The sequence below is a fragment of the Neobacillus niacini genome (assembly GCF_030817595.1).
In the GTDB taxonomy this organism is placed as follows: Bacteria; Bacillota; Bacilli; order Bacillales; family Cytobacillaceae; genus Neobacillus; species Neobacillus niacini_G.
In genome coordinates this window covers 6,179,815-6,195,790 of sequence record NZ_JAUSZN010000001.1, presented here as the reverse complement: position 1 = coordinate 6,195,790, position 15,976 = coordinate 6,179,815, and the positions used below count along the sequence as shown (strand labels likewise).

The window sequence follows — 15,976 nt, the reverse complement described above, 5'->3', positions numbered from 1 at the left end:
CCGTTTGCTCACTTTAAAATAATTATGAGTGGATTGCTCTGCCATCAACTGCTAGTGCAGCTTCTCCAATCGCTTCTGATAGGGTTGGATGTGGATGAATCGTATGAGCAATCTCCCATGGCGTTGCATCCAATACCATTGCCAATCCTGCCTCTGTAATCATGTCAGTTACATGAGGACCAATCATATGTACCCCTAGAATATCATTGGTCTCTTCATCAGCAACAATCTTGACAAAACCATCGGATTCTCCAAATACAAGAGCCTTCCCGATTGCACGGAATGAAAATTTGCCCACTTTTACTTTATGACCCTTAACACGCGCCTGTTCCTCGGTAATCCCAACGCTAGATACCTCGGGATTGCTATATATACATCTAGAAACTAGATTGTAATTAAGCTCTGAAGGATCTTTTCTAGCAATTTGCTCAACTGCAATTATACCCTCATGGGATGCGACATGTGCAAGCTGCAGGCCGCCAATCACATCTCCGATTGCGTATATATGAGATTCTTTTGTTTGGTAAAACTCATTCGTTACGATAAACCCTTTTTCAACCTGAATTTCTGTATTTTCCAGACCAATCCCCTCGACATTGGCCTGACGTCCAACCGAAACAAGCAGTTTCTCTGCCTTAAATTCTTTCAATCCCGCTTTTAACTCTGCAGAAATCGTAACGCCATCACCTTTTACAAGTGTTTCAGGAAGGACCTTTGCTCCGGTTACAAGTTTAATTCCCTTTTTCTTCATCAGGCGCTGCATTTCTTTAGAGATTTCTTGGTCTTCAGTTGGAATAACGCGATCTGCGTATTCAATAACCGTGACTTCGACCCCGAAATCTGATAGCATAGAAGCCCATTCAATTCCAATAACACCGCCTCCGACAATAATAATAGAAGAAGGTAAGTTTGTTAGCTCTAGTGCTTCGTCAGAGGTAATGACTAATTCTCCATCAATTTCTAGTCCAGGAAGCGTTCTAGGTCTCGAACCTGTTGCAATAACAACATTTTTCGGAATCAGCATTTCATTTTCTTCGCCATTATTCATTTCGACTGAAATTGTTCCAGGCATTGGAGAAAAAATCGACGGCCCTAAGATCCTGCCCAGCCCTTCATATACATCAATTTTCCCTTGCTTCATAAGATGTTGAACACCTTTATGAAGCTGTTCAATGATTTTATTTTTTCTTTCCTGTACTTTTCCAAAGTTATAGGAAACTTCACTTGTAATGACACCGAAATCTTCGCTATGCTTAGCTGTCGCATAAACCTCAGCACTTCTAAGAAGAGCTTTACTTGGGATACATCCTTTGTGAAGGCATGTTCCTCCAAGCTTTCCTTTTTCAACTATTGCTGTTTTTAAGCCAAGCTGAGAGGCACGAATGGCAGCCACATAACCGCCGGTTCCACCGCCAAGAATGACTAAATCGTATTCTTGTGACACTGTATTTCCTCCCCAAATTGTTATATTTTTGCTGTTTTGAATGTACCAGGATACTCTTTTACCTTTTCCTCTCCACGCAAAACTCTTAGTGCACCTTCAGCTAATGCTTGAAGTTCATTTTCACCTGGATGGACAATGGTATCTGCGATCCAGTTAATCCTATCGGTGATGGATTTCACAAATCCTTTACCATACGCAAGACCGCCAGTTAACACAATGGCGTCCACTTTTCCTGCTAATACCGCACTGGCTGCTCCTATTTCCTTTGCGACTTGGTAAGCCATTGCTTCGTAGATCAGAGAAGCTTGTTCATCGCCAGCCTCAATTCTTTTTTCAACCTCAATAGCATCGTTGGTTCCAAGGTAGCCAACAAGTCCACCTTGCCCCACAAGTTTCTTCATTATTTCATCACGGTAGTATTGACCTGAATAGCATAGCGCAACTAAATCCCCTGCCGGAACAGTTCCTGCTCGTTCTGGGCTAAAAGGACCATCACCATGAAGGCCATTGTTTACATCAATGACTTTGCCTTCTTTATGTACCCCAACAGTTATCCCGCCTCCCATATGGGTAACAATAAGATTTAATTCGGTATATTTTTTTCCTAATTCTTTTGCCACTCTTCGTGCAACAGCTTTTTGATTCAGTGCATGAAAAATACTTACCCGCTCAATTAAGGAAAAACCAGAAATTCTAGCAATGGGTTCTAGTTCATCCACAACAACGGGATCGACAATAAAGGAAGGAATATTTAAACCAGAAGCAATCTCGAAGGCAATAATACCACCAAGATTTGAAGCATGCTGACCGGCAAAACCAGTCCGTAAATCCTCAAGCATCGTGTTATTAACAGCATAGGTTCCGCCTTCGATTGGACGAAGTAAACCTCCGCGTCCACAAACTGCACTCAGCTTCGATATATTAATCCCGGCATTATCCAGTGTTTCCAGGATTGTTGTTTTTCTAAATTCATATTGATCAATAATATTATCAAATGAATTAATCACTTCTGAATCATGACGGATTGTTTTTTCAAAAATGGAAATTTCATTATCGAAGACGCCTATCTTAGTAGAAGTGGAACCTGGATTGATGACGAGTATTCGATATTTAGTATCAGGCAACGTATTAGACCTCCATTTTTTTACATTTGACATTTAGTAAAGGGGAAAAGACGCTGAATTATTTTTTTCAGCGCTCTTCCTTTCCGTTTTTTTTAACGACGGCTTAAAATATGATGACCATTTTGGAGGAATTGACTGCGGGAATTACGCATTCTTTCAATTCTTTCCTCTGCCATACGATCGGCTGCTAAATAGGTAGGAATACCATCACGTTTAGAAATTTCAATTACTTTTTCGATATTTGAATAGATGGTCTCGACTTTCTTCAAGGCACGATCACGGTTATAGCCATAAAGCTCATCTGCTACATTAATAACGCCGCCAGCATTTATAACATAATCAGGAGCGTAAATAACGCCCATTTCATGAATGAGATCACCATGGCGAGTATCTTTTAACTGGTTATTGGCTGCACCAGCTATTACTTTTGCTTTTAACTGTGGAATGGTATCGTCATTTACTGTTGCACCAAGAGCGCATGGAGCATAAATATCACATTCCACACTATAGATTTCATTTGGATCTACAGCACGTGCGCCAAATTCTTCCACTGCACGTTGGACTGCTTCTTTATTAATATCCGTTACAATTAGTTGGGCTCCTTCTTCGTGAAGATGACGGCAAAGATTATAAGCAACGTTTCCAACACCTTGGACTGCTATTACTTTACCTTCAAGAGAGTCAGAACCAAAAGCAGCTTTAGCAGCGGCTTTCATCCCGCGATAAACACCATAAGCAGTAACAGGTGAAGGATTGCCAGAAGAACCGAATGCTGGTGAAATACCAGTGACATAGTCTGTTTCTTCATGAATTAAATCCATATCGGCAACCGTTGTTCCAACATCTTCCGCAGTAATATATCTTCCATTTAACCCTTGAATATAGCGGCCGAACGCACGGAACATTTCTTCATTTTTATCCTTGCGAGGGTCACCGATAATAACAGTTTTACCACCGCCAAGATTTAGCCCTGCCGCTGCGTTTTTATACGTCATCCCTTTTGCTAAACGTAATGCATCAATGATGGCTGCTTCCTCTGATTCATATGTCCACATACGAGTACCACCTAGAGCAGGACCTAATGTTGTATCATGTATAGCAATAATTGCTTTTAATCCAGATTGCTTATCCTGGCAAAATACCACTTGCTCATAATCGTATTGTTCTAAGTACTTGAAAATTTCCATGTTAAAAATCCTCCCTTTAGTTAAAAGATCTATTTGGTAACAGAGCAGATAGCAAGTGCTAGTGAATATAGCTTACTTTCCGCTGAATCAGCTCTAGAGGTCAATACAATAGGAGCCCTCGCCCCGGCAATGACTGCCCCTACTTTTGCTTTTGCGAAATAAATTAATGACTTATATAAGACATTTCCAACCTCAATGGCGGGAACTAATAAAATATCAGCTCTTCCTGCTACTTCACTTTGAATACCTTTGTGTTCGGCAGCTAAAGCAGAAACGGCATTATCCAATGCTAATGGACCATCTACAATACAGCCTGTAATCTGCCCGCGTTTATTCATAACGGTTAATGCAGCACCATCAATAGTCGCTTGCATAGCTGGATTCACTACTTCAACGGCGGCTATAGGAGCAACCTTAGGATATTCTATTCCAATCGCTCTTGCTATGGCTGCAGCATTTCTTATTATTTGCGCTTTTTCCTCTAAATCTGGAGCAATATTCATCCCTGCATCGGTAACGATGGTAAACCGGTCGTAACCTGGAATCTCAAACACAGCTACGTGAGATAGAATATTTCCTGTTCTTAAACCATATTCTTTATTTAATACTGCTTTTAAAAGAACGCTCGTAGGGATATTCCCTTTCATTAACACAGTTGCTTCCTTAGTCGATACAGCCCTTACCGCCAGTTCAGCAGCCATGGTATTGGAATCAGCATGAACAACAGTCAGACTTTTATTACTTTTTTGTTGGTCGTTGTGTTTCACATTAAATATCGTATTAATTTTTTCATTATCACCAAATAATATAAAATTGGCAAGATTTCTCTTTAATGCCTCGATAACTGCTTCTATAACTTCTTCATCTTCTGCGACTGCAACAGCTACAGTGATATTATCCAGTTGGGTTGCTTTGTCTATTAGTGATTCAAGCAACAAGTTGTCATCAACCCTTTCTATCTTCAACTCCATAAATGTAATATGCAATATCCGTGCCAAGTTAAATCCTATGAAAACGCTTTATAACTCAGAGTAGATAGTGCAATTATTTTCATACCATGAAATTTATTGCATGCTATTATTTTCAAGTTTGTATTTTTCTAACTTATAATAAAGATTCCTAACCGACAAACCAAGGGCTTTAGCAGCGGCCGTCTTATTACCATTAAAACGTTGAAGCGTTTGTTGGATAATTTCTGATTCATAATCTTCAACCATTGCAGTTAAGGAACGATCCTGCTGGATTGATTCGCTATTGTCGGATACTTGTGGTTCAGTTCCCGTCTTTTTAGGCCTTAATTCGGGAAGGTGATGTATATTAATGAATGTTTCATTGTAATTCATAAAAATCATTGCCCGGCCAAGAATATTCTCTAGTTCCCTTACATTACCCGGCCAATCATAATTCATTAATTTCAGAAGTGCTGCCTGAGCAACACCCTCCACATTTCTGCCGTAATCGCGATTAATTTTTTGGATAAGCCTTTCACACAATACAGGAATCTCTTCTTTTCGATTCCGAAGCGGCGGTATATGTATTGGCATACGATTTAAACGATAGTATAAGTCTTCCCTAAAAGAACCTTTTGCAATTCCTTTTTCAAGGTTCACATGGGTTGCGGCAATGATTCTTACATTTATTGGAACGGGTTTTGTGCCGCCTACTCGGATGATTTCATTTTCTTGCAAAACTCTTAGTAATTTTGCCTGAGTATTAGCTGAAAGTTCGCCTATTTCATCAAGGAAAATACTTCCGTTATTTGCTTCTTCGAAAAAACCCCTTTTTCCCCCTCTTTTTGCCCCGGAGAACGCTCCTTCTTCATAACCAAATAATTCACTTTCTAGAAGGGTCTCTGATATGGCAGCACAATTAACACGTATAAATTTGTTGTATTTTCGATCACTTGCATTATGTATAGCATGGGCGAACAATTCTTTCCCTGTGCCAGATTCACCTCGTAAAAGGACCGTTGCCGGCGTTTTAGCACCAAGCTTAGCCTGCTCAATTGCAAGCTTCATTTCCTCAGAACTGCCGATAATATCCTCAAAAGTATACTTCGCCTCAAGCGTGCGGATGATTTGTCGTGCGCGATTCAATTCTCGGTTTAAAGATTTAATTTCTGACATATCATGAATAACGCCAACACTGCCTTTTAGTTTCCCTTTTACAATAATCGGCGCGACATTAACAATAACTTCCCGCTTATTAGCTCCTACTCGCATCGGGACCCCACGGACTGCTCTTCTTGTTTGAAGAACCTTCATATGCATACTATCGCCTTCGGATATATCTGCTGTTGCTGGGTGACCAATCACTTGTTCTTGTGTAAGGCCCGTTAGACGGGTATACGCCGGATTAATGAGAAGACCCCTTCCGTTTTCATCCACTACCGAAATCGCATCATCACTGGAGTGAATAATAGCCTGTAGCATGGTTTGAATTTCTTTTAAATCGGTAATTTCCTCCGCAAGATTCACTACCTCTGTGATATCTTTAAAAACGGCAAATGCACCAATTAAAGTACCATTCTCTTCAATGATGGGAATGCGGGTTGTGATAATTTTTCGCCCGTTCCCCAAATTCATTTCTTGATTTTTCTCTATTTTTCTCGTTTCAAGAATTAATGGAAGTCTACTTTCAGGAATGACTTCGACAACGTTTTTCCCAATTGCTTGGTCCCGTTTTACACCGGTCATTTCTTCCGCTCGTCGATTAAATAGAATCACTATCCCCGTAGAATCTATTACCAGCATCCCATCATTCGCTGCATTAAAGATTAGTTCCTGCTGATAGGAAGCATTCTGGTGCTTAACGATTAATTCTTCCTTTTCTTCTAAAAGCTTTGCTAGAAGAAAGGCAACACTGCCAGGAATTAGAACCGTTTTCTTCTCCTTAGTGCTCCTTAACTCTTGAAAAACATTTTCATTCCCGGTTACCTCAATGATGATATCAATCTGTTCGTTTATATAAGGCTTCCAGTCTGTCCCAGTAGTGATCCCTTCACTTTGTGCCAACGTAATCCCTGGTGCATCAAGGTTTCTATCAATCACAACCTGAACATTCAAAACTTCCGTTTCGTTGAGTAATTTAAGGATCGCTGTACCACCTTTACCGGCACCAACAATCATCACATTTTGCATTTTTTCGCCCCTTTATTATATTTGAAAAAGAAAACTTTTTCACACCAACATAATCGAAAACATGCAATATTTTTCATTATCTATTTTATATTTTTTTACTTGCCTTGACAAATTATATCCTTGTACTAATATTTCTTTTGAAGGTATAATTCTTATGACTGATCAAACAATTGGAAGGATTTAATTATGAGGCGGATTATTGCTCTACTTATATTGGTTATCCCAGGCTTTTTAGCTGGTTATGGCATTAAATTAATGCGCGATATGACTTTCGGGATTCTTCAAAGCCCAATCCCCTTCTTATGGCTTCAATTTCTATTAGGCCTGATATTATTCATTGGTGGATTAGGGTTCGTTGCTGGCTTTATTTTTCATCGGGATAGAAAGAGAAATAAAGTACAAACCAGGTTTTCTAACACAAAAAAATAAAAGAGGCCTTTTACGGTCTCTTTTCAAATTGTTGCTTTATTTTTAACGCCTTTACAGGATCGTCAGTAATAATTGCTGTACAGTTAATTCTTAAAAGCCTGTTAATGTCTGATTCTTTATTGACAGTATATGGTCTTACTGCTATCCCATTTTCCATTGAACCCTTGATAATTTCATCAGTTACCGACACTAACTTCGGGTGAATTCCTTTTGCGCGTATTGACTGTGCATAAACCCATGGCATATAAATTCGCTCATTGAACAGCGGTGCTGTCTCGATTTCAGGTGCTGTCCGATAGCTTAAGACAATACTGTAATGATTAAATGATGATATAATAATTCGATCATTTAAGTTATATTTTCGAACTAGCTGAATGACCTTTTCTTCCAATCCCTCATAAGGAAATAGATTATTTTTCAACTCTATGTTACAAACTAATTGATTGGATTGCATCCATTCAAGAACCTCAATTAAGGACGGAATTGGTTCCTTTTTCTCACCTTTTTTATTGGCATTGAACTTTCGTATCTCTTTAAAGGGTAAATCTTTAACAAAGCCAGTGCCACTTGTTGTCCGATCAACTTTTTCATCATGAATGACCACGACTTCACCGTCTTTCGTTAATTGGACATCAAGCTCTAAACCGTCAGCATTTGCTTTTTCTGCAGCTATAAATGCACTCATAGTATTTTCTGCAAAAAGTGCAGAATAACCTCGATGAGCAAATATTTGTGTCATTTTATTCACTTCCCAATTAAAGAATGGAGGTAGTTCTTACAATGAAACCTTTACAATTATCGCCGGAAACAGCCGTTAAACTTGCCGAAAAATTAAATGTTCCTTTAGAAAAGCTTATGCACATGCCTCAACATATACTTATTCAAAAATTAATGGAACTTGAAAAAGAAAATAAATAATCATTATATCTAATGAAAAAGAGGCTGGGACAAAACCCTCCTCTGGAATGAAAAAGCCGGTGAAATTTTACTCGTCGTAAAATTTCACCGGCTTTATTTTTTTCAATAAAATAAGGACAACTTCTGATAAAATTAAGTTACCACACAAAATAAAATCAGAAAGAAGTGTCCTTATGTTTAAAAATTATATCATGAATCAATTAGTTTTGCCTTTAGATTTAGAAGTAAAATTAAAAAATAATGATATTGCCTTCCATGTCCATCATTTAGTTGAAAGTATCCCTCAGGAAGCGTTGGAACCATTTCTTCGAAATGAGGGCTGTCCTGCCTACCATCCACGCATGATGCTTAAAATAATCTTATGTGCCTATACGCAATCTGTCTTCTCAGGGCGCAAAATTGAAGCCCTATTAAAAGACAGTATCCGTATGATGTGGTTGGCTCAGGGGCATGAACCAAGCTACCGTACAATCAACCGATTCCGTGTTCAATCAGAAGTGAAAGAATTAATTCGCCAATGTTTCGTCCAATTCCGTTGCCAATTAGTCGAAGAAAAACTTATCGATCAAGATGCAATTTTTATTGATGGCACAAAGATTGAAGCGAATGCGAATAAGTTTACGTTTGTCTGGAAGAAATCGATTGAGAAATATCACACAGCATTAATTGAAAAGTCAAATGAACTATACAACGAGCTACTTGAAAAGGAAATCATACCTGAGATTGAACGAGAAAGTGAAGAACAGTTATCGCTTGAGGAACTTGGTCAAATGGTTCAAAAAGTAGATGATATGGTTACCGAGTATGACAAAAAAATAGAAGCATCGTCAGACGTAGTGGAACGAAAGGCGTTAAGGAGTGAGAGGAAATATCCCAAGCAGGTGCGCAAACAGTTGCTTGATTACATCTTGCGAACACAGAAATATCAACGAGATTTCGAAATCTTTGACACACGTAATAGTTATTCAAAAACAGATCACGATGCGACGTTCATGCGCATGAAAGATGATTATATGAAAAATGGTCAATTGAAAGCTGGTTATAATGTACAACTCGCAACCGAAGGTCAATACGCACTTGCCTATAGTTTATTTCCAAATCCGACAGACACACGAACGTTAATCCCGTTCCTGGATGAAATTGAGCAACATTATTTTAAGTTACCAAAGCATATTGTCGCAGATGCAGGTTATGGCAGTGAGCAAAATTATGAAGATATCCTTTCCAATCGTAAACGAGAAGCGCTCATTACATATAACATGTACTTGAAAGAGCAAAATAAAAAATATAAACAAAACGAATTCAATCCAGACAACTGGCAGTATAATGAAGGAGATGATATATACATTTGCCCGAACCAGCAACGCCTTGTATTTAAATATTCTTCTGTACGCACGGATAAAACAGGTTTCAAACGAGAGTTTAAAATCTATAAATGTGAAGACTGTTCGGGATGCCCATTCCGTTCATCATGTACGAAGGCAAAAGAAGGCAATAATCGAACGTTAATGGTGAACAAGAAATGGGAACAACAAAAAGAATATGTGAGAGCGAAGCTTTCAGAAGAAAAAACGAGTGCGATCTATCGAAAACGCAAAATCGATGTGGAGCCAGTTTTTGGATTCTTGAAGGCTAATTTGCGTTTTACTCGATTTTCTGTACGTGGAAAATCGAAGGTTGAAAACGAAATGGGACTAGCGTTAATGGCCGTGAATTTACGAAAATTCACGGCTAACAGCTAAGAATAAACAACAATTATGAATAAAAATAGAAAAAGGTGAAATTGAGCACACTCAATTTCACCTTTTTCACTATTTGAAGCTAGTTATGTCCCAGCCTCTTTACTTATATTATTAATCTCTTCAAGAGGCCTTATGTTCTAAACGTAATTTATCCGCAACCATAGCGATAAACTCTGAGTTTGTTGGTTTAGCTTTGGACATGCTTACGGTGTACCCAAATAACGAGGAAATGGAATCAATGTTTCCACGGCTTTTAACCATATAACCTTTACAATCTCATATGTATTTGTTGGTTTTTAATAAAGTATTTGTTGCTCTTTATTAATTATATATTATTTGGAATATTATTCAAGTTCTAATTTTCTCATCTCCTATTATTAATTTAAAATTCCTAATGATTTCACACGTAACAATACTGTCAATTAAGAGTATTTTCTTAGTATTCTACACGGTAGTTATTTTTTACCTCTGATTGCAGGAGCAGAAGAGCTATATCTTATTTGAATATACAATACTTTGTTATTGGTGATATGTACCCCCACCTATAAAAAAGAAGTACCCCATTACAAGGGTACCTACAACCATTGTTTAATCTATTAAAGTGTAGTCCATAAATTCATCATTTCTATTTTCTATTTCCCTGTAATCATTATCATTTGTTATTAATTTCAAATCCATCTTGTCACTAACTTGATATTTTAAACCTTCATCACTTTTATTTGCTTTTAACATTAATAAACTTACTAACTTATTATCTTTATCGTAAAACTTCAAATTGCCATGAGAATTTTCATTCAAATTAATATTTGCCAAGCTAAGTTGATTGGTAAAGATATGAGAAAAACTTTCCCCTATTTTATCAATTCTTTGTATTACACCAAACATTTGTATTGAAACGTCTTTATTGGCATTGTATATTTTGGCAACAAACCTTATATTAGACAGTTTAATAGGAAAATGAATGTTCAGCTCATATTCCTCAATATCCTGCTGAGGTATCCTTAAAATAGTTATGGTTGGAGCAATCTTAAAGAAAAGTTCTTGCAAGTCACCATTCTTTTCTTTAAGTTTTTGAATATCTGATAATTGTATTTCATTTAGTAAATAGCCTTTCTCTAGAGGGTCTTTATTGGAGCGGATGAGGTTTAATAAAATAGAAATAGCTATTAACACAAAAGATAATAATCCCCAAATTACTACCACTATTATATTAGTTATTTGCACATAACCAATTGGAAGGGTTAAAAATTCGAAATGAGTATAAAAACAAATAATTATTCCCCAAGTAAAGATAGAAATACTTGAAACAATAACAAAAACCCAATAAATATAATTGAGTAAAAAATCTTTTGAAATATAAAGTTTATAGACACTAAAATTCAAAATTATTTCTTCAAGACTTAAGGCATATGGTCTTAATAATTGTTGTTTAATTTTTGAAGCGGTTAAAAGCTTATTTTCGTACGAAAAGGCAATAAATAATGTTATAAAACCTAATAATGACATAATTCCTCCAAACAACCAACTGACCAAATTAGAGGAATTTAAAATTGAATCTGGCAAATCATTCACTAGAAAAATTCTCTGAAAATCTTTAAACACAAATAATAATCCCATGATTAAAACAAAAGGAATTATTACTAAAAATGTAGACCACCATTTAAACAATATCGACCACAATCCTTCTGCATACTTCAAAAATGAACGCAACTTCGTCAGTATCAAAAAAAGACACAACAGAGAACACATCCAATGAAAAGTATAATTGTTTTTCTTTATAAAGGAGAATTAAACTTAAGATTTCTGGCGAATTGATATATTTCTCTAGATTTTTTTCCTTAATATCATTAACAGAAATATTAATATATGTATTATTATCAAAACCAGATTGTTGTTTAGCCATATCAATACTAGTTATGGTTAATCCATTAAAACTGTTTGATTTTAAAACCTTCTTTTTATAAATTCCAAAAATATCGATTTTTTCCAACAAAACAGAAAAAAAAGTAAATAATTTTGAAATAGTATATGCAATTTGACTTTCAGAACCGCCAAAAAGGCATATAACTTTATTTTCCTTAAAGACAAGAAAATTTATTGCTTTACGCTCTGTTGTGATAATTTTCTCTCTTACCTTTATTGGGTCTAACCATGAAATGCTTGCATGTAGAATTTCTTCCTCGTAAGAATCACAGCTAAACGAGCAATAATTATCATTACTATTGCTCTGAACATCCCGCCAATTTGGAGTTCCACTATATTTATAGAAGATACAATCCCTATGTAGCATTAAATATCACCTACTTTAAAGAGGTTACATAGCTTCTATATTCTAGAAGCTATGTACGATTGGTATATAGGTTCAAGTTTTCTTCTTGTTTCTTCAATGTTTTTTATTCCTTCATTACACATAAGAATGTATTCTTCTTGCATAAGGTCCATTACTTCTTGTTTAGCTTCTTCTGATTTGTTATCAAGAATAACAATTTTTAATTTATCAAAGTCTTTTCCTTTTAAACTAAATTGCACACTTACTTTAGCACCTTTGTATATCGAGGTAGTTTTAAATGATATAATATCATTCGAAAGGGTAATATACTTACATGCTTCATCTGATGCAATAATATCATTCCCATGAACAGTAATACCTTTTACCCCACCACTTTGAGAAGTATTATTCATTTTAAATTTAACATCATTAAAGCTTGAACTAATTCCTCTTGAGGGTAACCTATTATAAATAAAATCAAAGATTAGCATAGTTTTTTCTGATGCACTATCTTGGTCAGAATAGAAACCACTAAACATTTTTAAAGTGTAAGGGATTAATGGTATCCCCAATCTACTCGAAAGGAATTTTTCAATAACATCTTCAATATTATCATCCCCTGCTTCAATTGATACCTTATTACTGTCCTTCTCGAAAGTGACTTTATTATCATAAACTGCTGTTAATGAATTTAAATCTTGAACACCCATCTTCCAATATGTTCCGTATTCCTTCACCTTTATGATTAACACAAGGTTCTCATCATCTGATTCAACATCAATTAAAGCAATCTCATATATAGGGGTTAATACATAAGATTTTACAAATTCAGTTTTAATCTGCTCAAGATTTTTATCCTTAAGCTTACCTAAATTTTTATAATTATAAGTATATGCAGATAAACCTTTTTTCCTTTTCATAACTGCCATTTCAGCCAAATCAATTATATCTTGTTCGCTAAGCACTTTATCTAAAAGGAGAAAGTCTTCTATTAAATCGCTTTTATTTTTTTTATTTTTGTCAAGGACATATCCCACTTTGTAACCTTTTATATACTCTATTACTTGTATTTTAGTAAATTTATAAAAAGCTCTATCCAGAACACTTCTTCTATTAATATTATCCACTTATATTCACTCCTAAGAGATGCAATTATACAAATAATAACATTTCCCTACAACATAAGACAGGTTTTTTGTATTTTAAAACCAACTTTTATACTATTCGCTAGAGCAAATCAAGAAAATGCTAATTATAGAATAAGATTTTATTAAAAAGCTAGAATTGAAAACACTTGTTTAACCCCGATTAATCCAGAGTTGAGGAGTGGAAGTGCTAAAGCATATTTACTGTAACTAACGTTGGTTTTTGGTGAAAAGTACCCCCACTAAAAAAAAGCACACTCTTTTAAGTACCTACAATGTTTGTTCACGGTGATTGCATTTTAATTTAAAGTATTATTCTATTAAGGTACAACTCTAGGACGTGTTATAATCTTCTTAAGTATCCTTTCATTGTAAAAAATAACATTTTTTACAACAATAAACCCTGCATTTTTTTGAAAAAATTATAATAATATTTATTTGTGGAGGTACATATGAAAGCCCAAGAGGAGTATCTAATTAGGTTTCTAGATGGTGCTAATAAAAATTTTGTTATACCTGTATATCAAAGAAACTATGAATGGAAGAAAGAGCAATGTGAACAACTGTACAACGATTTAATTTCTATTGTAAATGATGACTACAGAACACATTTTCTTGGCTCTGTTGTACATTTATATAACCAATACGGACGCTCTACTAATACCGAATTTCTTATTATAGACGGTCAGCAAAGGTTAACTACTGTAACTTTGTTATTACTTGCAATACATAATGTAATTATTCAAGAGAACGTCCATTTCGAGTCTCCTAACTTAGCCGAAAAGATTATGGAAGTTTATCTTATTAATAAGTGGTCTAATGAGAAAGAAAAAAAGATTAGATTAAAACCAATTAAGGATGACCAACAAGCATTCATAAGACTTTTTGATTCATCTTTACAAGTAATTGAGGACTCCAATATTACTGAAAATTATCGCTACTTTTACAATAGAATATTGAAACAAGAAATCACAATTGATAATCTATTTAGAGCAATTGAACATCTAATGATTGTTGAAATTGAACTACAACCAAATGATGACCCCCAATTAATTTTTGAAAGCTTGAACTCAACAGGTCTAGATTTGACAGAAGCTGATAAAGTTCGAAATTTCATACTTATGAAGAAGGCAATTTCAGAACAAGAATTTCTATACAATAAATATTGGAATAATATAGAAAAAAATACAAATTATGATGTTAGTTCATTCATTAGACACTATTTAACATTAAAAGAACGTAAGATACCTAATATTAATAAATTGTTTAAAGAATTTAAGAGATATGTATCAATAAAGAACATTGATTTAGTAGAACTACTAAGTGAGTTGCTAACATTTTCTAAATATTACAATTATATAATTAATGCAAACTCCTCAAATGATAAGTTTAACCTAGTTATGAAAAGGCTTAATAACTTAGAAAACTACACAATCTATCCATTCTTGCTTGAATTATATGATGATTTTTCAAGTGGACTTTTAAATGAAGAGGAACTTGTGGTTGTCTTAGGAAATATTGAGAGTTATGTCTTTAGACGTTTAATTTGTAGTATACCAACCAATACACTAAATAAGACATTTATGTCACTAGGAAGAGAAATTAAACGCTTTGATGATTATACAAAAAACTATTTCTCTATATTTCAGTACCTCTTAATAAAAAAAGAGGGCAATCAAAGATTTCCAAATGATGCAGAATTTAAAGAAGCATTTAAAAATAGGGATGTATATAATTTTAAAGCTAAAAACAAGACCTATCTGTTTGAGAGATTAGAAAATTATGGACACAAAGAAAAGGTTAAAGTTGAGGAACTTATTTCTGAAAACACAATTAACATCGAACACATTATGCCAAGAAAACTCACTCCTCAATGGATTGATGAATTAGGTACACATTATCAAGAAATTCACGATAAATATCTCCATACTATAGGTAACCTAACACTAACAGGATATAATTCTTCATTGAGTAATCGAACATTTAAGGAAAAAAAGGAAATGAAAAATGGATTCGATGACAGCAAGCTAATGTTAAATAAATACCTTAGAACACTTAATTCTTGGGGAGAAAAAGAAATTCTTAATCGAGCAGAAAATTTAAGTATTATTGCTGAAGAGATATGGGAATATCCTATTGTAAACTATGAAAGAAAAATTGATAACGAGTTAATTTATTCTATTATAGATGAATCTAAAGATTTTACAGGTGAAAAGATTGAAGCATATCTCTTAGGGGACAAGAAATTTGAAGTGGACTCTTGGAGAGATTTTTCAGTAAGTATTATAAATGTACTTAATGACCATGATTCAGTAAAAATGAGAAAGATTATTCAATCACGTTCACAGTATAATAACCTACTAACAAATAATATTAGTTTTAATCAAATTGACCTACGAAAACCTATAGAGATTTTTCATGGAGCTTACATAGAGGGGAACACTAATACAAAAACCCTTTTACAAATCTTAAAACAATTAATTGAAGTTTTTGATTATCAAGAAGAAGAAATCTTTATTGTATTGAAATCAGATAGAAAGTAATTAAATAATTATTAAAGCACTTGTTAAATAACAAG

13 protein-coding genes and 1 pseudogene are annotated in these 15,976 nt (G+C 34.8%); 4 read left to right on the top strand and 10 right to left on the bottom strand.

Translation table 11 applies throughout. The annotated features are described in order from the left end of the window. Nucleotides 1–22: 22 nt before the first annotated feature. From lpdA to QFZ31_RS29520, 5 genes are all read right to left on the bottom strand, one after another. Nucleotides 23–1,444: a dihydrolipoyl dehydrogenase gene (gene lpdA / locus QFZ31_RS29540; protein WP_307310122.1), complete on the bottom strand. Its 1,422-nt coding sequence runs from the start codon at nucleotides 1,442–1,444 to the stop codon at nucleotides 23–25. A 20-nt stretch (nucleotides 1,445–1,464) separates the two neighbouring features. Next, the gene (buk, locus tag QFZ31_RS29535) at nucleotides 1,465–2,601 is read right to left on the bottom strand and encodes a butyrate kinase (protein ID WP_373459888.1); all 1,137 of its coding nucleotides are present in this window, start codon (nucleotides 2,599–2,601) and stop codon (nucleotides 1,465–1,467) included. Nucleotides 2,602–2,660: 59 nt separating this feature from the next. Next, complete coding sequence (bcd, locus tag QFZ31_RS29530) at nucleotides 2,661–3,755, bottom strand: branched-chain amino acid dehydrogenase (protein WP_307310117.1); 1,095 nt, start codon at nucleotides 3,753–3,755, stop codon at nucleotides 2,661–2,663. A gap of 29 nt (nucleotides 3,756–3,784) precedes the next feature. Next, complete coding sequence (yqiS, locus tag QFZ31_RS29525) at nucleotides 3,785–4,693, bottom strand: phosphate butyryltransferase (RefSeq protein WP_373459941.1); 909 nt, start codon at nucleotides 4,691–4,693, stop codon at nucleotides 3,785–3,787. Between the two features lie 126 nt (nucleotides 4,694–4,819). Continuing rightward, nucleotides 4,820–6,895 carry a sigma-54 interaction domain-containing protein gene (locus tag QFZ31_RS29520; RefSeq protein WP_307310114.1) on the bottom strand — a complete coding sequence of 692 codons (2,076 nt, stop codon included), beginning with the start codon at nucleotides 6,893–6,895 and terminating at the stop codon, nucleotides 4,820–4,822. A 186-nt stretch (nucleotides 6,896–7,081) separates the two neighbouring features. Between QFZ31_RS29520 and QFZ31_RS29515 the strand changes: the two genes are divergently transcribed. Next, a complete protein-coding gene (locus QFZ31_RS29515; RefSeq protein WP_179596660.1) occupies nucleotides 7,082–7,324 on the top strand; it encodes a DUF2627 domain-containing protein in 243 nt (80 codons plus the stop codon). Nucleotides 7,325–7,334: 10 nt separating this feature from the next. On the opposite strand, the gene QFZ31_RS29510 is transcribed toward QFZ31_RS29515, so the two are convergent. Then, nucleotides 7,335–8,063 (bottom strand): glycerophosphodiester phosphodiesterase, encoded by a 729-nt coding sequence (locus tag QFZ31_RS29510; RefSeq protein ID WP_307310107.1) that lies wholly within the window; start codon nucleotides 8,061–8,063, stop codon nucleotides 7,335–7,337. A gap of 41 nt (nucleotides 8,064–8,104) precedes the next feature. On the opposite strand from QFZ31_RS29510, the gene QFZ31_RS29505 reads away from it, so the two are divergent. Together QFZ31_RS29505 and QFZ31_RS29500 are read left to right on the top strand one after the other, a co-directional pair. After that, nucleotides 8,105–8,242 (top strand): YycC family protein, encoded by a 138-nt coding sequence (locus QFZ31_RS29505; protein ID WP_179596663.1) that lies wholly within the window; start codon nucleotides 8,105–8,107, stop codon nucleotides 8,240–8,242. Between the two features lie 173 nt (nucleotides 8,243–8,415). Further along, nucleotides 8,416–9,984, top strand: coding sequence for an IS1182 family transposase (locus tag QFZ31_RS29500; protein WP_307302690.1), 1,569 nt, complete (start codon nucleotides 8,416–8,418; stop codon nucleotides 9,982–9,984). 120 nt (nucleotides 9,985–10,104) lie between these two features. On the opposite strand, the pseudogene QFZ31_RS29495 reads toward QFZ31_RS29500, so the two are convergent. From QFZ31_RS29495 to QFZ31_RS29480, 4 genes and pseudogenes are all read right to left on the bottom strand, one after another. After that, nucleotides 10,105–10,236: pseudogene (locus tag QFZ31_RS29495) on the bottom strand (sporulation initiation factor Spo0A C-terminal domain-containing protein); the annotation flags it as partial. Nucleotides 10,237–10,572: 336 nt separating this feature from the next. Next, nucleotides 10,573–11,652, bottom strand: coding sequence for a hypothetical protein (locus tag QFZ31_RS29490; RefSeq protein WP_307310104.1), 1,080 nt, complete (start codon nucleotides 11,650–11,652; stop codon nucleotides 10,573–10,575). Further along, nucleotides 11,645–12,274, bottom strand: coding sequence for a hypothetical protein (locus QFZ31_RS29485; protein ID WP_307310102.1), 630 nt, complete (start codon nucleotides 12,272–12,274; stop codon nucleotides 11,645–11,647). Before QFZ31_RS29485 ends, QFZ31_RS29490 begins: the two co-directional genes overlap by 8 nt. Nucleotides 12,275–12,309: 35 nt before the next feature. Then, nucleotides 12,310–13,380, bottom strand: a complete 1,071-nt coding sequence (locus tag QFZ31_RS29480) for a hypothetical protein (RefSeq protein WP_307310100.1) — start codon at nucleotides 13,378–13,380, stop codon at nucleotides 12,310–12,312. A 470-nt stretch (nucleotides 13,381–13,850) separates the two neighbouring features. Between QFZ31_RS29480 and QFZ31_RS29475 the strand changes: the two genes are divergently transcribed. After that, nucleotides 13,851–15,941: a DUF262 domain-containing protein gene (locus QFZ31_RS29475; RefSeq protein ID WP_307310098.1), complete on the top strand. Its 2,091-nt coding sequence runs from the start codon at nucleotides 13,851–13,853 to the stop codon at nucleotides 15,939–15,941. Nucleotides 15,942–15,976: the final 35 nt, after the last annotated feature.